Raw genomic sequence first — 17,414 nt, forward strand, 5'->3', positions numbered from 1 at the left:
ATCACTCCTTGCGCAGCCAGCTGCCGAAGGCGCGGCTCAGCAGGCCGTCGCTGCGCGCCGTGCCCTTCAGGTTGCCGAGCGGCAGTTTTCCGAGATCCGAGAGCTCCGCGTCCTCCGCGGCCTGCTGCGCGGACGAGGCGATCTGCCCGAGGTTCTCGAACAGGTAGCGGCGCGGCTGCACGCGGTAGCCCAGCGTCTTCTCGGCCTGCTGGATCGCGCGCAGCACCAGCAGCGAATCTCCGCCGAGGTCGAAGAAGTTGTCGCTCGAGCGGATGTCGTTGACGTCGATCCCGATCACCGAGGCCCAGATCTGCGCGAGCCGCGCGTGCTCGGGGATCAGGATGCTGCCTTCCTCCGCGGCCGCGGCACCGGCCGGCGCATCCACCGGCGCCGCGGCCCTGAGCGGATCGACGGCCGCGAGCCTGCGCAGGTAGGCGGCGCTCGCGGAGCCTTCTTCGCTCGCGAGCTCGGCCAGCGAGGCCTCGGGACGCTCGGCCACTTTCTGCAGCAGCTCGAGATAGCGGTCGCGCAGCTGCGCCCCGGTCTCGCGCAGGTAGATGTCGGCGTTGTAGATCAGTGCGCCTTCCAGCCCGTGCGGCTTGTCCATCAGCCACACGCCGATGTCGTCGGTGGCGCCGCGCTGCATCAGGTGCAGCTGCCGCGTCTGCAGGCTGCCGAGCCGGCGCGCACGGTCGCGCGCATCCTGGAACGAGAACATCGCCTGGTAGGGCCCCACGGCGCGGATGCGCGCGGCCAGCGCGGGCTCCGCCATGAGGCGCTCGAACGGCACCTGCTGGTAGTTCATGAGCGAGAGCAGCTCGCGCTTCACGTAGCGCATGAACTCCGCGAGCGGCTGCTGCAGGCCGACCTGCAGCGACACCGGCAGCACGTTGTTGAAGAAGCCGATCACGTCTTCCGTCTCGGGCTGCTGCCGGCCGCGCACCGGGTTGGCGATCACGATCGCCTCGGAGCCGATGATGCTGCTCATGGCAAAGGCATACACGCCGAAGGTCAGCATGCTGAGCGTCACGTCCATGTCGCGCGCCGCCTTGCGCAGCTGCTGCGTGGTGGCCAGGTCGACGCGGATCCAGTGGGCGCCGCCCTGGCCGCTCTTGCCGGCGCGCCGCGGCATGTCGGTGTTGGGCTGGCGCGGCATCGGCGCGCTCGCAAAGCGCTTGAGCCAGAAGTCGAGCTGGTCCTGGAACGAGGGCTCCTTCATCCAGTGGGCCAGCCACTCGGCATAGTCGCCCTGCGTGGTGGCGATCGGCGCCAGCGCGTGCGGCCGGCCGCGCTCCGCCGCGTCGTAGATGGCGGAGAGTTCGCGCTGCAGCAGGTCGAAGGACCAGCCATCCCAGATCAGGTGGTGCGGCACGAAGACGAACACATGCTCGTGCACGTCGAGCTGGAACACCGCCGCATGCAGCATCGGCGCGCGGTGGATGTCGATCGGCCGATCGGCGAGCTCCTGCATGCGTTCGGCCAGCTCGGCCTCGCGCTGGTCGGCCGGCAGGTCGCGCAGGTCGATGAAGGGCAGCGAGAAATCCACCGCTTCCGCGATCAGCTGGACCGGCTGGCCGGTGTGCGGATCGGTCCCCATGCGGGTGCGCATGGCGGGCTGGCGGCGGATGATTTCCTTGAACGCGGCCTCGAAGCGCTCGGCATCGAAGACGCCGGTCAGGCGCTGCGCCGCGGGCGCGTTGTAGACCGAGCGGTCCGGGTGCAGGTCTTCCATGAAGCGGATGCGCTCCTGCGCGGGCGTGAGCGGCGCCGTCTTGCGGTCGATGCGGCAGGGCAGCGGCGCCTGCGCGCCGGCGCCCACGCGCTGCAGGCCCTCGACCACGGCGGCCAGCTTCTCGGCCGTGGGCGCTTCGAACAGCGAGCGCAGCGGCAGCGTGATCTGGAACTCGCGGCTCAGCAGCGTGGTCAGGCGCGAGGCCAGGAGCGAATGCCCGCCCATCGTGAAGAAGTCGTCGCGCATGTCCAGGCCCGGCAGGCTCAGCACCTTTTCCATGGTGGCGAGCACCTTGCGTTCGCTTTCGGTGCGCGGGCCGGCGCCGCGCCGCGCCTCGTCGCGCGACACCGCCTGCGGCGCGGGCAGCGAGACCCGGTCGACCTTGCCGTTGGGCAGCGTGGGCAGCGCGTCCAGCGCCACCACGTGCTGCGGCAGCATGAAGGCCGGCAGGCTCTCGCGCAGGTGCGCCATCAGCGTGTCGAGCTCGAAGTCGACGCCCGGCGTCAGCGCCAGGTAGGCCACCAGCCGGACATCGCCCGGGCTGTCTTCGCGCGCCACCACCACGCAGCGCGAGACGCCGGCCACCTCGCAGCAGCGCGCCTCGATCTCGCCGGGCTCGATGCGGTAGCCGCGCACCTTGAGCTGGAAGTCGAGCCGGCCCAGGTGCTCGATGAGCCCGTCGTTGCGCCAGCGGCCGCGGTCGCCGGTGCGGTACACCGTCTTGGCGCTGCCGAAGATGCGCGCGGCAACGAAGCGCTCGGCCGTGAGTTCGGGGCGGTCGATGTAGCCCAGCGCCAGGCCGTCCCCCGCGATGCAGATCTCGCCCGGCACGCCGATCGGGCAGGGCTGCAGGTCGCCGTCGAGGATCCAGATCTCGGTGTTGTCGACGGGGTGGCCGATCGACACGCCGCGCGAGGCGACGACGTCCGGCCGCACCAGCCAGGCCGTGGAATACACGGTGGTCTCGGTCGGTCCGTAGCCATTCCAGAACTCGTCCATGCGCTCGCACAGCGCGAACGCCATGCTGGGCCGCAGCGGCTCGCCGCCGGTCCAGCCGCGGAAGCCGGGCGCGCCGGGCCACTGGGCGTCGAGCAGCAGCTGCCACATGCCGGGCGTGGCCTGCAGGAAGGTGATGCGCTCTTCCTTGAGCAGCCGGCACAGGCGGTTGCCGTCCATGGCCACCTCGCGCTGCACCATCACGATCTCGGAGCCGCCCGACAGCGGCAGCAGCAGGTCCGGCACCGCCATGTCGAAAGACAGGGTGGTCACCGCGGCGATCCGGTCGTTCGGGCTCAGGGCCGATTTGCGCTGCATCCACTGCAGCAGGACCACCACCGAGTGGTGCCGCGCGCACACGCCCTTGGGCAGGCCGGTGGAGCCCGAGGTGTAGATCACGTAGGCGCCGTCGTCCGGGCCGGCATCATCGCCGCTCGGCGGCAGCGGCTCGCCGCTTTCCTGCTGCCAGGCGCTGTGGCGGTCGATCTCGAACACCCGCTCGGCCGCGTCGGCGCGCCAGTTGCGCGGCGCCACCGCGATGTCCGACGAAGTCAGCAGCAGGCAGAGCACGGCGTCCTTGGCGTAGTGCTCGAGCCGTGCCTGCGGAAACCCGGGATCGAGCGGCACGTAGGCCGCGCCCGCCTTGAGCACGGCCACCAGTGCGGTGACCATCTCGATGCTGCGTTCCAGGCACAGCCCCACGCGCTCGCCGCGGCGCACGCCGCGCGCGCGCAGCGCCCGCGCCAGGCGGTTGGACTCGGCATCGAGCTCGGCATAGCTGCAGACCCGCGCACCGTCGCGCACCGCGGGGCGCTCGGGCTGCAGCGGCACGTGTGCGAGGAAGCGCGCCAGCGCATGCGGCGCGCCCTCCAGCGGCGTGCGCGGCGGCTGCAGCGCGACCAATTCCTGCGCGGCCTCGGGCGACAGCACCTCGAGCCGGCCGACCGTCTCGCCGGGGTTGCGCACGGCCGAGCGCAGCACGCATTCGAAGATGTCGAGCCAGCGCTGCACCGTGGCCTCGTCGAACAGGTCGGTGTTGTACTGCGTCTCGATCTGCAGCCCGCCGTCGAGCGGACGCAGGTTCAGGAAGAGTTCGAAGTTCTCGTACTGGCGCGCGATCGTGTCCTGCGCGACTTCGAGGCCCGGGAAGGTCTGCGCGCTGCTTGCCACGTCGGGGTCGACGTTGAACGCCACGCTCACCAGCGGCAGCCGGCTCGGGTCGCGCTGCAGCGACAGCTTGCCCAGCAGGGCGCCATAGGTGAGCGCCTGGTGCTCGAAGGCGTCGAGCACCGTGGTGCTGCATTCGCTCAGCAGGGCATCGAAGCGAAGCTGGGCATGGACCGCCACGCGCAGCGGCAGCAGGTTCACGCAGTGGCCCACCAGGCCGGGCATGTCGCGCGCGACCTGGCCCGACGCGGGAATGCCCACCACGATGTCGTCCTGCCCCGTGAGCCGGTGCAGCGTGGCGACGAAGCCGCTGAACAGGCCCGCGAACAGGCTGGCGCCGGTCTTCGCGCTCATGGAGCGCAGGCTGCTCACGAGGCGGCGGTCGAGCAGGCGTTCGGTGCGCCGCGAATGGAAGGTGCGCACGGCGGGCCGCGGATGGTCCACCGGCAGGTCGAGCACCGGCAGGGTGCCGCCCGCGAAGCGCTCCAGCCAGTAGTCCACGTGCGGCTGCATGTCGGGATGCGCGGCCTCGGCGGCTTCCTCGGCGGCGAATTCCGCATAGCTGGGCGCGGGCTTCAGCGGCTGCCCGCTGCCGGCCTGCTCGGCGTAGAGATGGCCGAGCTGCTCGCTGATGACCATCCAGGACCAGCCGTCGCACACCACGTGGTGGGCCGACATCACGAGCTCATGCTCGGCATCGCCGAGCCGCAAGAGCACCGCGCGGAACAGCGGGCCGTGCTCCAGCGCGAAGGGCGTGCAGACCGCGTCGTCATGCGCGGCCTTCAGCGCCAGCGCCCGGGCCTCGGGCAGGAGGCCGCTCAGGTCCTGCTGCTCCAGCATGCCTTCGCCGGGCCGGCTGACCAGCATGCAGCTGCCGTCCGGCGAGATGGTGGCGCGCAGCGCCTGGTGCCGTTCGACCAGCTGCGCCACGGCACGCGCCATGGCGCCGGTGTCCAGCGGCCCGCGCAGGCGCAGCAGCACCGATTCGTTGTAGGCCAGCGAGGCGTCGGTGCTCATCGACGCGCCGAGCCAGATCTCGCGCTGCGACTCGGTTGTCGGTATGACGCATTCGATGAGGCCGCCGGTGGCGGCGGGGCGGAGAACGGCGTTCATGCTGCGGCCTTTCCATTGATGAGGGAGGTGGGGCTCGCGGCGTCGGGCACGTACCAGAAGGGCTGGCCGTCGACGTCGCGGGCGAGGACGGAGCCGTCTTCTTCGCAGCGCTTGCGGTAGTCGAAACCCGTGATCACCGTCGCGCGGCGCGGCAGGAAGCCCGATTCCTGCATCTCGGCCACCGACTCCTTGAAGACGCGCTGGATGGTGGCGATGTCCTCGGCGCTGTGCGCGCTAGTGAGGAAGCAGGGGAAGTTGTCCAGGATGTGCACGCCGCGGCTGCGCATCATGGCGAACAGCAGGTCCTGCAGCGGATGCTCCTCGAGCCAGCTCACGCGCCAGAGCGAGGCGAACTGGCGGATCGCGATCGGCGCGCCCACCTCGGCGCACCAGGCCGTGAGCTCGTCGGCCATGGCGGCGGTGCTGCCCGTGAGGCCGGCCTGCAGCGAGGGGCCGGCTTCCTTCAGGTGCGTGAGCGAGGCCTTGGCCGCGGCCAGCGCGAGCGGGTGCCGCACGAAGGTGCCGGCAAAGTAGGTCACGCCCACGCCCGGGATCGAGTCGTCGCCGTACTGCCAGGCGCCGCCGTCGAGCGCGTCCATGAAGGCCCGCTTGCCGGCGATCACGCCCACCGGAAAACCGCCGCCGATCACCTTGCCGTAGGTGGCGAGGTCGGCGCGCACGCCGAAGAGGTCCTGCGCGCCGCCCAGGCCGACGCGAAAGCCCGTGATGACCTCGTCGAAGATGAAGCAGGTGCCGCTCTTCTCGGTGATGGTGCGCACCTCCTGCAGGAACTCGCGCGGCTGGAAGTCGGGCCGGCGGCTTTGCACCGGCTCGGCCAGCACCGCGGCCAGGTCGTCCGCGTTCTCGCGGATGAAGGCCAGCGCCTCCGCCGTGCCGTAGTCCAGCACGCGGATGTCGCCGAACATGCCGCTCATCACGCCCGGAGCCGCAGACAAGCCCTTGCCGCCCTTGCCGGCGCGCACCAGCACCTCGTCGAAGGTGCCGTGGTAGGAGCCGGTGAACACCACCACGGTGCTGCGCCCGGTGACCGTGCGCGCAATGCGCAGCGCGGCCATCACGGCTTCGGAGCCGGTGTTGCACAGGGCGGCGCGATCGCAGCCCGTGAGCTCGCAGATGAGGGCGGTGACCTCGGCCGCCAGCGGATGCTGCGGGCCGATCTCGTAGCCCGCGTCGAGCTGCCTGCGCACCGCTTCCTGCACGAAGTCGGGCTGCCAGCCGAACATGTTCATGCCGAAGCCGTTGAGCGCATCGACGTATTCGTTGCCGTCCAGGTCCCAGAGCCTGGAGCCCTTGGAGCGCTCGATCACGATCTGGTAGGTGATCTCCTTTGTCAGCGGCCGGAAGCCGTTGACCACGCGCGGGTCGGCCATGTGCGGGCGGTTGGCCTGCGTGAACTGCTTGCTCTTTTGCGTGCGCTCCACATAGCGCCGCATGAAGGCCGCCAGCCGCGCCTTCTGCCGGCCACTCGGCTCGGCGGTGCGCTGGGTGTGGATGCGCGCGATCGCGCCGAAGGCCTTGGTGACGTCGTAGCGCTGCGGCTCCCTGGCCGGGGCGGGTTCGTCGGCGGCGGGCTGCGCCGCCACGGCCGCGGTGCTTGCGGCGGCAGCCGGCATGGCGGACGCAACGGGCAGCGTCTCGATGGCCGCGCCCGACAGCAGCGCGAGCTGGCGCCGCATCAGTTCCATCTGCTGCGCCACCAGCTGGACGATCGGCCCGCTGCCGATGTCGCCGCCCGCGGCCGGCACGGTCACCCCGGGGAGGAACGCGGCCGGCGGCTGCGCGGCCGCTGCCTGCACCGGCGCGGCCATCGCCAGCGGCACCGCAGCAGCGGATGCAGGTGCGGATACAGCCGCAACCACGGGCTCGGGCGGCAGGCTCTCGCGCAGGAAGGCGGACAGGGTGTCGAAGCTGCGGTAGTTCTCCATCAGCTGGCGAAAGCTCAGGTTCACCTTGAAGCGCTTCTTGATCTGCGTGGCGACCTGCGTCAGCGTGAGCGAATCCAGGCCCAGCTCGCCGAAGGCGGCATGTCCCTCGGCCTGCATCATGTCGATGCCGGAGATGTCCTCGAACAGGGAGCGCAGCCGCGTGTCCATGGATTCGGTGGGCGCAGCAAGGGCGGGGGACGCGGGAGAAGAGGGAAGTGGCGGGGGCACTGCAGCTGTCACGGTCGGCTCCAAGAAGGTGGGTGGAACGGAGAGCGCGGGCGTGGATGGGGCAACGGGCAGCTGGGCCGGCGGCAAAACCGGCGAGGGGATGGCCGGGCTCGCCGCGGCCGCTGCGATGTCGACCCAGAAACGCTTGCGTTCGAAGGGGTAGGTGGGCAGGCGCACGCGCTGTGCGCCGGTGCGAACGGAAAGGCGCGACAGCTCCACGTCCGCGCCGCAGGTCCAGAGACGGGCCAGCGCCAGGCGCAGCGTGCGGGCCTCGTCGGCGGGCTCGCCGTGCAGCAGCGGCATCACTTCGGCCGCGCCGTGCTGGCGCACCAGCGTGGCCAGCGTGTTGCGGGGCCCCACCTCGATGAAGAGCGGGCGCACCGCCTGCGCCATGGCGCTGCGCACGGCGGGCGAGAACTGCACGGTGCTGCGCAGGTGGCGGGCCCAGTAGGCGGGGCTGGTGGCCTCGGCCTCTTCGAGCAGGCGGCCCGTGAGCGTCGAGAAGATCGGCACCGTGGGCGCATGCAGCGCCACTTCGCCGACCAGTGCCTCGAAGGGCGCGACGGCGCCATCCATCATCGAGGAATGGAAGGCGTGCGAGGTCTGCAGCTGGCGGCTCGCGATGTCTTCTTCCTGCAGCGAGGCGCGCAGCGTTTCGATCGCGTCGAACGGGCCCGCCACCACGCAGGCCGTGGGTCCGTTGTCCGCGGCCAGCGAGAGCAGCGGCCCGAGCCGGGCCGAGAGTTCGGCCGCGCCCAGGCGCACCGACAGCATCGCGCCCGCGGGCTGCGCCTGCATGAGCGCGCCGCGGCGGGCCACCAGCCGGGCCGCGTCTTCCAGCCGCATCACGCCGGCGATCACCGCGGCCACGAACTCGCCCACGCTGTGGCCGATCAGCGCATGCGGCCGCACGCCCAGCGAGAGCAGCCGGCGCGCCAGCGCGTACTCGATGGCGAAGATCGCGGGCTGCGTGACGGCGGTGGGCAGCAGCGCCTGCGGGTCGTCGCCGAACATTCGCTCGCGCAGGTCGAAGTCCACCGCGCTGCCGAAGGCCTTCAGGCAGGTGTCGAAGGCGGCCGCGAACACCGGATCGTTGGCGTGCAGGATCTTGCCCATGCCGGTGTACTGCGCGCCCTGGCCCGGGAACATCAGCACCGGCTGCGGCGCGCGCGCATCGACGCGGCCGCTGGCGCGCCACGGGCTGTCGCCCGCGCGCAGCGCGGCCACGGCCTGCGCCGCGTCGCCGGCCACCACCGCGCGGCGGAAGGCATGCGCCTTGCGGCCGACGCTCAGCGTGTACGCCACATCGGCCAGCGGCACGCCGGGCGTCGCGTCGAGGTGTGCGGCCAGCTGTTCCGTGGCCACCGCCAGCGCGGCCTCCGAGCGGGCCGAGATCGGCAGCACCTGCGGCCCCGCGGCGCTGGCCGTGGCAGGCCGCGCGGGCGCTTCCTCGAGGATGATGTGCGCGTTGGTGCCGCCCACGCCGAAGGCGCTGACGCCGGCGCGCCGCGGCTGGCCGGTGCGCGGCCAGGCCTGCAGGCTGCCGCTCACGTAGAAGGGCGTGCGCGCGAAGTCGATCGCCGGGTTGGGTGCGCTGAAGTGCGCGGTCGGCGGAATCGCCTCGTGGTGCAGCGAGAGCGCGGCCTTGATGAGGCCGGCGGCCCCCGCGGCCGTCACCATGTGGCCCACGTTGCTCTTGAGCGAGCCGAGCGTGCAGTAGCCCAGCGCGCCGGTGTGCTCGGCATAGGCGCAGGTCAGCGCCTCGACCTCGACCGGGTCGCCCATCGGCGTGGCGGTGCCGTGCGCCTCCACGTAGGAGATGCTGCGCGCGTCCACGTTGGCTGCCGCCAGCGCCGCGCGGATCACCGCGGCCTGCCCGTCCACGCTGGGCGCGGTGAAGCTGGCCTTGGTGCCGCCGTCGTTGTTGACGCAGGCGCTGCGCAGCACCGCGTAGATGGTGTCGCCGTCGGCCTGCGCATCGGCCAGGCGCTTGAGCAGCACCACCGCGGCGCCGTCGCTGAAGACCGTGCCCTGGGCCTGCGCGTCGAAGCTGCGCGTGTGCCCGTCGGGCGAGAGCATCGAGCCTTCCTGGTACAGGTAGCCGCTGCGTGGCGGGCAGGTGACGGAGGCCCCGCCGGCCAGCGCCATGTAGCACTGGCCGGTGCGCAGTGCGTGGAAGGCATGGGCCACCGCCACCAGCGAGGTCGAGCAGGCGGTATGGATGCTCACCGCCGGCCCCGTCAGGTTGAGCCGGTTGGCCACGCGCGTGGTGATGTAGTCCTTCTCGTTGGCCAGCATCACCTGGAACTCGCCCACCGCTTCGATGAGGTCGGGCCGCGTGGCGACGTGGCGCTGGAAGTAGCTGGCGTTGTACATGCCGGCATACACGCCGACCGGGCCCGGCGCCGCATCGGGCACGTAGCCCGCGCGCTCCAGGCATTCCCAGCAGATCTCCAGGAACACGCGCTGCTGCGGGTCCATCAGCGCGGCGTCCTTCGGGCCGATGCCGAAGAAGGCGGCGTCGAAGTTCTCGATGCCCTCGATCACGCCGCGGGCCCGCACGTAGGCCGGGTCCTTGCGCAGCGCTTCGCTCACGCCGGCATCGAGCGTGTCGTCGTCGAAGAAGCTGATGGTGTCGCGGCCGGCAACGAGGTTCTCCCAGAACTGCTCGACATCGGCCGCACCCGGAAAGCGCCCGGCGGTGGCGATCAGCGCAATCGCATCCGACATGTGGGCGTCGGGCTCGGCGGGCTGCTGTTGCTGCTGCTCGTGCGCTGTGCGCGGCGCGGCGGAGGATGCGGGCGCCGCGTCGGCGGCGGCCGTCTCCAGCTCGGCCGCGATGGCGCTCGGCGTCGGATGGCGGAAGAACAGGTTTGTCGACAGCGGCTGCGCGCTGTCCTGCTGCAGTTCGGCCAGCACCTGCAGCACGCGCAGCGAGTCGCCGCCCAAGTCGAAGAAGTTGTCGTTGCGCCCGACCTTCTCGATGTGCAGCGCGCGCGCGAAGGCTTCGCACACGCGCTGCTCGGCGGCGCTGCGCGCTTCCTCGAAGGGCTGCGCCAGATCGGGCCGCTCGGCCGCCGGTTCGGGCAGCGCGCGGCGGTCGAGCTTGCCGTTGGGCGTAACCGGCAGCTGCGCGAGCCAGACCTGCGCGGAGGGCAGCAGCGCCGCGGGCAGGCGCGCGGCCAGGTGCGTGCGCAGCGCATCCCACGAGAGCTTGTGCGAGCGTGCGACGAGGTAGGCCACCAGGCGCAGCTGCCCATCGGCGTCGGGCCGCGCATCGACGGCGCAGGCCTGGATCGCGGGGTGCGAGAGGATGGCCGCCTCGACCTCGCCGGTCTCGATGCGGTGGCCGTGGATCTTGACCTGGCCGTCGCGCCGGCCGATGAATTCGATGGTGCCGTCGGGCAGCCAGCGCGCCAGGTCGCCGGTGCGGTAGAGGCGATCGCCCGGCGCGCCGAACGGATCGGGCACGAAGCGCTCTTCGGTCAATTGCGGCTGCCGCAGGTAGCCGCGCGCGAGCCCATGGCCACCGATGCACAGCTCGCCCACCAGGCCGCTAGGCAGCAGCTCCATCGAAGGGCTCAGCACGCGCAGCACGGTGTCCTTGATCGGCCGGCCGAGCGGCACTGAGCGCAGCTCGGCGGGCAGCGCCGCCGGAATGCGGTGGGTGGCCGCGAAGGTGGTGCATTCGGTCGGCCCGTAGCCGTTGCTGAGCGCCAGCGCGGGCAGCGCGGCCAGCGCGCGCCGCACGTGCGGCACCGAGAGCGCTTCGCCGCCGGTGATGAGATGCCGCAGGCCCGAAAGGTGGGCCGGGTCGTCGTCGATCACCGCGTTGAACAGCGCCGCCGTGAGCCAGGCGGTGTGCACCTGGTGGCGCGCAATGGTGCCGGCCAGGCCCGCGCCCGTGGGCACGCGCTCGCCATGCACCACGCAGCAGCCGCCGTTGAGCAGCGGGCCCCAGATCTCGAAGGTGGCGGCATCGAAGCCCAGCGGCGCGGCGTGCAGCACGCTGCGGCCCGGCGCCAGCTGCGCATAGTCGATGCCGACGACCAGCCGCAGGATCGCGCGGTGGCAGATCTCGATGCCCTTGGGCGTGCCCGTGGAGCCCGAGGTGTACATCACGTAGGCCACCGATTCGCCGTCGATGGCAGGAGCGCTCCAGGGCGCGGGTTCGGTGTCCTCGGCTTCGTCGAGCAGCAGCAGCGCACGGGAGGCGGGCACCAGGTGGCGCAGCGCCGAGGTGCTGACCACCTGCCGCGCGTTCGCCTGCTCGAGCATGAAGGCGATGCGCTCGGGCGGGAAATCCGTCGGCACCGGCACATAGGCCGCGCCGGCCTTGAGCACGCCCAGTTGCGCCACCACGGCCTCGATCGACCTGTCGAGCACCAGCCCCACGTTGTCGCCCGCACGCACGCCCAGGTGCTGCAGGCGCTGCGCGAGCTGGCCGGACTGGCGCTCCAGTTCGCCGTAGCTCATCTGCGCATCGCCTTGCGCGAGCGCCATGGCATCGGGCGCGGCCGCGGCCTGGCGCGCGAACAGGCCCACCACGGTGAGGCTCGGGTCAAGGGGAGCGGGGGGCGTGTTCCAGTCGGCGAGCTGGCGCGCACGGTCGGCGGCGGGCAGGGTGCGGATCTCGCGGAGCGGGCATTCGGGCCGCTCGAGCAGATCGGCGGCGGTGTCGGCAATGGCTGCCAGCAGCTGCTGCACCGATGCCGCGTCCAGCAGGCTTGCTGCCGCGCTGGCGTGAAGGCGCGGCGTATCCGATGCGGTGGTGCTCAGCCAGAGGAGGAGGGGGGCCTGGACGCCGTCGACGCCGGGGTCGCAGCCCAGCCAGAGAACTTTCGGCGATGGCTCCAGCGGGCCTGCCGAGCCCGCGGTAGACGCCTGGCGCCGTTCCTGGTCGAGCAAGGCCAGCCAGGTGCGGGCCGATTCGGACGGATCCGGCTGCTGTTCGCCGAGCCAGCGCGCCTGGAGCAGGAGCCACGCCGCCGCAAAGGGGGTGTCGGGCAGCTGGCCGGTGGCGTCGAGCCATTGCGTCCAGCGCCGCGTGCCCTGCTCCCCGAGCGCCACCGAGTCCTGGACCCGTTCGTCCGGCCTGTCCGAATTGAGGCGCGAAACGAACAGATCATCCAATGAAAGTCGGGGGGGCGCGGATGGCGCCGGATCGGCTATTTGAATTTTCATAGAAAAAACGAAAAAAAGAATGCATGCAATAGATGGGATTCATGAATTGGCAATTGGCCAATAAAAATTCATTAGTACGTTAGTTTCTATTTCGAGGCAATCCTAGAGGCTTTGTCCGGCGCGGTGTTGATCAAAGTTTGTCAGGTTACATTCCCGAATCATTCGTTACATACTCGTACTACCTCATATCGCTCGAACAGGGTAACCAGCGCCCATTTCGGGCGCCTTTCCCCGATTCCGCCCGAACTGAGGAGCAGGCGTTTTCACGGAAGGCATTGGCCCAGGGAACTCACTGTAGGAATTGCGCCGCTGCCGCGCATGAGCAATGCGCCCCCTCCAGAGGGAGACAAGCGCCCCCGGCCGCACTGCTTGCGACCATGACAAAGCGCCTGTCGAAAACATGGCAAACCGCTGCTGCGCAAGCCGAATACATCTGCAAAATGGGGAGGCGGGGTAGAGGCGAGACAGGGGAGTGCCGGCAGCCCGGCATCACCTGCGCCAGATGCCGCAGCCGGTCTGCCGGGAGCAGATTGGGCGGGGCCGCGAAGCGCAATGGATGTAATCGCTACCCGCGCGGGGCAAGGTAGCCATTAATTGACTTGGCTTCGGGTGAATATGAAGATATTCCCCGAGGGGGCGCCGCAGTTGTGTAACTCCAGGGTGGTCGGCTGCCTCGCCGATTGACAGGATTCAGGCCGATTTTTTTGTAAATTTAATAAATCAATCGGGTTTGTGGCGTTTTGATAGCAATTCAAGGCCTGGAGGTCCGCAGCAAATCCGAAAAGCGCCGGCTCTTGCCGGAAGTTCGTCCGTGCGGCACCCGAATCGCCAGGGGTGCATTTCAGCCAATGAGGAAACCAGCCCATGCTTCCCAACCTGCTGCCCTTGCGTCACCGCGCCGAAGCCTACAGGCGCAAGTTCCTGGTCAACGAGACCGAGAACCTCTTCATGGGCTCCTTCGAGAGCTTTGCCGCCGCCGAGGCCGGCGCGCCGGAGTCGAAGGCCGTCGGCTACAGCAACGCCAAGGCGGCCGGCGAGCTCTACACCCACCAGATCTACTTCTACGACTACCCCGGCCTTTTCTGGCTCGGGAGATCGTTCGACGAGGGCATGCGGCGCGTGTTCGACCTGGGCGGCCACGTGGGCATCAAGTACTACGCATTCCGCCGCGTCCTGCCTTACCCCGACAGCCTGCGCTGGACGGTCTGCGACGTGCCCGGGGTGGTGCAGTCAGGCAAGGAGCTGGCCGTGCAGCGCGACGCCACCGCGCAGCTGGACTTCACCACCGACTACCAGGGCGCCAGCGGCTGCGACGTGCTCTATGCCTCGGGCAGCCTGCAGTATTTGCCGCAGCGCATCGCCGAGATCCTGTCGGGGCTTGCCGTGAAGCCCAGGCGCATCGTGCTGAACACGACGGCCGTGCACCCCGAGCGCACCATCTACACGATCAACAGCATCGGCATCGCGTTCTGCCCCTACCGCATCCAGCACGTCGAGGAGTTGTGGGCCGAACTCAGGGATGCCGGCTACAAGCGCCGCGATGCCTGGCGCAACGAAGGCAAGCCGATCGAGGTGCCGTTCGTCGAGGGCGGCGACAAGCCCTACTACGCGGGCTGCTGCTTCGATCTGGCGGGATAGTGGGTACCTAGGTACCATCTCCATCTGTTACTCGGCCCCCTGGTTGCGCCAGCCTCGGCGGCCCGAGCCCCCGGCCTTCCGATCCGCTTCGGAGGGCCTCCTTGCTTTAGTGCTTAAGTTGGCGTCTTCGCTACAACGCGGCTGGCTTGCGTCCGACAAGCCAACGCGGCAGGGAAAGACTTTTTTCGAAATTCACGCGAAGGAACATTTCGGCAACAACACCAATCGAGGGATCCGCATGCCTTTGACTTTCCTGATGAGCCTCCAGCACGTACCGCTGCCCAAGAAAGTAGTGACTCCCGAAGACGTTCGACACGTGTCGGTCCTCAAGGCAACGGGCCTGATCGAAGCTGAAATAGCGCCGGCGCTGGACGGCTCGGGCAAATACAAGAACGCACGCAACGCCATCGTGAAGCGCATCACCAAGGAGGGGATGGCCGAGATCAACAGGATGCGGACCGAGGAGAGCCGGTCGAAGCTTGCGCGGCGGCTCTGAGCGGCGTGCAGGCCGCGCAGGAGTGCGGGGCTGGTGGAGCGGGTGAAGGGAATCGAACCCTCGTATGAAGCTTGGGAAGCTGCCGTTCTACCATTGAACTACACCCGCAGCAGGCGCGGATTCTACCGTCAGTCCCGAGGGCGGGCCTCATTGCTTCGGATGACGCGGCGGCGGCTTGGATTGCCTACGCTGGCGCATCCCGTTGCCGCAAGGAAGCCCGCCATGTACGACCGCGTCATTCAGCTCGCCGGCTCCTTTGCTGCGGGGGCGCTGGCCTCCGGCGCCTTGCTGGCGTTCGCGGCAGGCGGTCCGCCTTCCAACGTCGTGGCCCCGCGCAGCATGGCCGCGCGGCCGGCCGCGGTGCCGCTGCCGGCCGTTGCAGGAGCGTCCAGGCTCGGTCTGCTGCGCAACGAAGCGGCCAGCGGGGACGAGCTTTCGAACTGGCAACTCTCCAATGCCTTGTTCGACAGGTACGACGCGAGCGGCGAGGCCGACGATCTCTACGAGGCCCTGATCTGGATGGAGAGGCGCCGGGATGTGTCCGGCAATGCGCAACTGATCGCGCGCGTCGTCGACCGCTACTGTGGGCAGCGCGTGGTGCGCTGGCACTGGTTCTGCGTCGAGGGCGAGTAATTCCCCAGGCAATGCCGACATCACCAGGAGCAGACATGGACTTCCTCAGGATCTTTCACGCAGCAGCACTCTTGGGACTCGGCGCGGCCGGCACCGGGTGCGGGCAGGGCCAGCCATCGACCGGGCCTGCGGGTGCCGAGGCCGGCCACGTCGTGGCGGCAGTGGACGCAAAGGTGGCCGCGGAGCGCCTGGACAGCTACATCGGCGCGGTCTTCTCGCAGCAGCAGCAGGCACTTTCCCTCAAGGCGCCGGAGCCGGACGCCCCGGGCTTTTGAGAGGAGGCGAGCCATGAAGCCCGATTGCTCCCGCATGATGCTTTTTGCGGCCGTGCCGCTGGCCCTGGCCGCGTCGATGGCAGCCGCGCAGCCCGGCATGGACAAACCCGCCTCGATGCCGCTTGCCGAACTCAAGCAGGCCTACCTGGCCTGCGACCGCACGGCGACCCGCCAGATGCTGGACATGGAATCCGCGGCGCGCTGCTCGTTCATTGGCGAAGCACTGCAGGATCGCGCCTTCGACGGCAGCTTCGACCGGCTGCTGGCTTGGTGGCGCACCGAAAAGCAGCTGGCTGCCGCCGTGCAAACCGCGGAACAGCCGCTCGCGCGCGAAGGGCAGTGAAGGGAAGGCGCCCCGGGGCAGGTCGCCCCGCCGCGCGCCACCGGGTCAGCGCCGGAAAACCGAAGGCTCGTTCTGCCCCCGTGCCGCTGCAAGGCACTTGCTCGCCGCCTCCGCAGCCTCCTGCCTCAGTTGCTGATCGAGCGCGTCGGGCGCAGGCCCGAGGTCGCGGAAGTAGGCGATCTGCTTCCTGTGCAGGTCGCTCGCCGCGTCGCGGGAGCGCTGCTCCAGTTCCTTCCACAGCCGCAGGTATGCGACGGTGGCGGGCACGAGCTCCGGTGCAGCCGGCACAACCGGCGCACCCGGGACGAGGTCGGCGCCGATATCGATCTCGTCCGCATGCGCGAACTGTTCCTCGGCCCATGCCGGCTGGGGCTGTATGTTCCCGGCCTGGGCCTCTTCGCCGATGCCGGCGGCAAACCAGCGGTAGGTATTCTTACGTTTGCCGACGCGGCCCGTGGTTCGCACGAACAGGTAGCCCGCTGTCGCGTTTCCCGTTTCATCGACCGGTATGCCGGCTGCCCGAAGCGCCTCCACCCTCTCGTCGACGCTCAAGTAGAAGGACAACTGCAACGTGACTGTTGCGTTGTGAATGACCTGATGGACCATTGCTCCGCTCACATTGGTTGGCAAAGGGCGAAGCATCCCTTTCCCGGCCCTGCAAGTGAAGACTTGAAAGAGGCAAAAAGTGTGAATTTTTTCACTAATTGCAAAGAAAGTTTGCGGTCGTGAACCCTCAGCGCAGGAAGACGTGCTCCATGAACTGCCGGATCGGGTATTGCACCACGGCCTGCACGCCGGCCGGCAGTTCCAGCGGCCGCATCAGCATCTTGAGCGTGGCGCCCGGGCTCAGGTGGGTGCGCACGGTGCTGTTCATGCGCGCGCTCAGCTGCTGGATGTAGGCCGTGTCGGCGGCCCGCCCGGGGGTGCGGGCGCGCACCACGTGGCGGATGGCGCAGTCGGCGTCCTCGCTCTTGAGTTCCAGCGTGCGCCGGCCGATGGTGCCCAGCACGCGGAAGCGGCCCAGCCCTTCCTGTTGCCGGTAGCGCCGGAAAAAGCGGTAGAAGTGCTTGTAGTGGCTGACCTCGTCGGCCGCGATGCGGCTTGCCAGGTCACGCAGCACCGGTTCGGTGGTGCTGCGCGCCAGCGCCCGGTAGTAGCTGGCGGTGCCGGTCTCGATCACGCAGCGCGCGGCCAGCTCGAGCCCGCGCGTCGGCGCGAGCAGCTCCACCTTGCAATAGGTGGCGTATTCCTCCAGGAAGCTGCGGTAGGCGCCTTCCCAGTCGAATTCGGGCCAGACGTGGGACACGTAGGCGCGCAAGGCCCGGCCATGCTGCAGCTCCTCGGCTTCCCATTGGTGGGTGAGCCAGGCGGTGACCTCGTCGTCGCCGCGGAAGAAGTCGACCAGGTTCTGGGTGTACAGGTCCGAGCCGCTTTCGACGAACGAGGCGCAGGCTACGAGATAGAAGAGATTTTCGTCCCGGCGGACCTCCGGCCGCGCGATGCGGGAGAAATCCAGGTCCTCGATCTTCCAGTGTGCTGCCTCATGGCCTGCCATGCATGCTCCTTGATTCACGTTGAAATGAATGGGACGAAGCCGGGCGCATTTGGTTCTGCGCGCTAATTCCCATATTAGCTTTGGCACCCGGGCGGCGCCGGCGCCTCC

General features: G+C 69.5%; 9 protein-coding genes and 1 tRNA gene. 5 read left to right on the forward strand and 5 right to left on the reverse strand.

Translation table 11 applies throughout. The annotated features are described in order from the left end of the window. Position 1: 1 nt before the first annotated feature. Positions 2–5,008 (reverse strand): non-ribosomal peptide synthetase, encoded by a 5,007-nt coding sequence (locus VPA02S_RS27340; protein WP_026284012.1) that lies wholly within the window; start codon positions 5,006–5,008, stop codon positions 2–4. Further along, the gene (locus tag VPA02S_RS27345; RefSeq protein ID WP_062366810.1) at positions 5,005–12,366 is read right to left on the reverse strand and encodes a type I polyketide synthase; all 7,362 of its coding nucleotides are present in this window, start codon (positions 12,364–12,366) and stop codon (positions 5,005–5,007) included. Before VPA02S_RS27345 ends, VPA02S_RS27340 begins: the two co-directional genes overlap by 4 nt. An 864-nt stretch (positions 12,367–13,230) precedes the next feature. Between VPA02S_RS27345 and VPA02S_RS27350 the strand changes: the two genes are divergently transcribed. Together VPA02S_RS27350 and VPA02S_RS27355 are read left to right on the forward strand one after the other, a co-directional pair. Continuing rightward, positions 13,231–14,004, forward strand: a complete 774-nt coding sequence (locus tag VPA02S_RS27350) for a TIGR04325 family methyltransferase (protein ID WP_018904683.1) — start codon at positions 13,231–13,233, stop codon at positions 14,002–14,004. Positions 14,005–14,242: 238 nt separating this feature from the next. Beyond that, a complete protein-coding gene (locus VPA02S_RS27355; RefSeq protein WP_018904682.1) occupies positions 14,243–14,500 on the forward strand; it encodes a hypothetical protein in 258 nt (85 codons plus the stop codon). Positions 14,501–14,534: 34 nt separating this feature from the next. On the opposite strand, the gene VPA02S_RS27360 is transcribed toward VPA02S_RS27355, so the two are convergent. Next, positions 14,535–14,608 (reverse strand) — tRNA-Gly (locus tag VPA02S_RS27360). Positions 14,609–14,722: 114 nt separating this feature from the next. On the opposite strand from VPA02S_RS27360, the gene VPA02S_RS27365 reads away from it, so the two are divergent. Genes VPA02S_RS27365 through VPA02S_RS27375 form a run of 3 tightly spaced genes read left to right on the forward strand, consistent with a single transcriptional unit; the run spans position 14,723 to position 15,751 of the window. Further along, entirely contained in the window at positions 14,723–15,133 is a 411-nt protein-coding gene (locus tag VPA02S_RS27365; RefSeq protein WP_018904681.1) for a hypothetical protein, read from the forward strand. A gap of 35 nt (positions 15,134–15,168) precedes the next feature. Beyond that, positions 15,169–15,408: a hypothetical protein gene (locus VPA02S_RS27370; protein ID WP_018904680.1), complete on the forward strand. Its 240-nt coding sequence runs from the start codon at positions 15,169–15,171 to the stop codon at positions 15,406–15,408. A gap of 13 nt (positions 15,409–15,421) precedes the next feature. Further along, positions 15,422–15,751, forward strand: coding sequence for a hypothetical protein (locus VPA02S_RS27375; RefSeq protein WP_038107161.1), 330 nt, complete (start codon positions 15,422–15,424; stop codon positions 15,749–15,751). A 45-nt stretch (positions 15,752–15,796) separates the two neighbouring features. Here the strand turns inward: VPA02S_RS27375 and VPA02S_RS27380 are convergent, their stop codons facing one another. Beyond that, positions 15,797–16,357 carry a hypothetical protein gene (locus VPA02S_RS27380; RefSeq protein WP_018904678.1) on the reverse strand — a complete coding sequence of 187 codons (561 nt, stop codon included), beginning with the start codon at positions 16,355–16,357 and terminating at the stop codon, positions 15,797–15,799. A 127-nt stretch (positions 16,358–16,484) separates the two neighbouring features. Beyond that, positions 16,485–17,306: a ferritin-like domain-containing protein gene (locus tag VPA02S_RS27385; RefSeq protein ID WP_018904677.1), complete on the reverse strand. Its 822-nt coding sequence runs from the start codon at positions 17,304–17,306 to the stop codon at positions 16,485–16,487. Between the last annotated feature and the right edge of the window lie 108 nt (positions 17,307–17,414).

Origin of the sequence: Variovorax paradoxus NBRC 15149 (assembly GCF_001591365.1) — a bacterium.
GTDB classification, from domain to species: domain Bacteria; phylum Pseudomonadota; class Gammaproteobacteria; order Burkholderiales; family Burkholderiaceae_C; genus Variovorax; species Variovorax paradoxus.

Coding starts and splice junctions, on each gene's coding strand:
- VPA02S_RS27340 (WP_026284012.1), bottom strand. CDS start 5,008: ATGAACGCCGTTCTCCGCCCCGCCGCCACCGGCGGCCTCATCGAATGC.
- VPA02S_RS27375 (WP_038107161.1), top strand. CDS start 15,422: ATGAAGCCCGATTGCTCCCGCATGATGCTTTTTGCGGCCGTGCCGCTG.
- VPA02S_RS27370 (WP_018904680.1), top strand. CDS start 15,169: ATGGACTTCCTCAGGATCTTTCACGCAGCAGCACTCTTGGGACTCGGC.
- VPA02S_RS27365 (WP_018904681.1), top strand. CDS start 14,723: ATGTACGACCGCGTCATTCAGCTCGCCGGCTCCTTTGCTGCGGGGGCG.
- VPA02S_RS27345 (WP_062366810.1), bottom strand. CDS start 12,366: ATGAAAATTCAAATAGCCGATCCGGCGCCATCCGCGCCCCCCCGACTT.
- VPA02S_RS27380 (WP_018904678.1), bottom strand. CDS start 16,357: ATGGTCCATCAGGTCATTCACAACGCAACAGTCACGTTGCAGTTGTCC.
- VPA02S_RS27355 (WP_018904682.1), top strand. CDS start 14,243: ATGCCTTTGACTTTCCTGATGAGCCTCCAGCACGTACCGCTGCCCAAG.
- VPA02S_RS27350 (WP_018904683.1), top strand. CDS start 13,231: ATGCTTCCCAACCTGCTGCCCTTGCGTCACCGCGCCGAAGCCTACAGG.
- VPA02S_RS27385 (WP_018904677.1), bottom strand. CDS start 17,306: ATGGCAGGCCATGAGGCAGCACACTGGAAGATCGAGGACCTGGATTTC.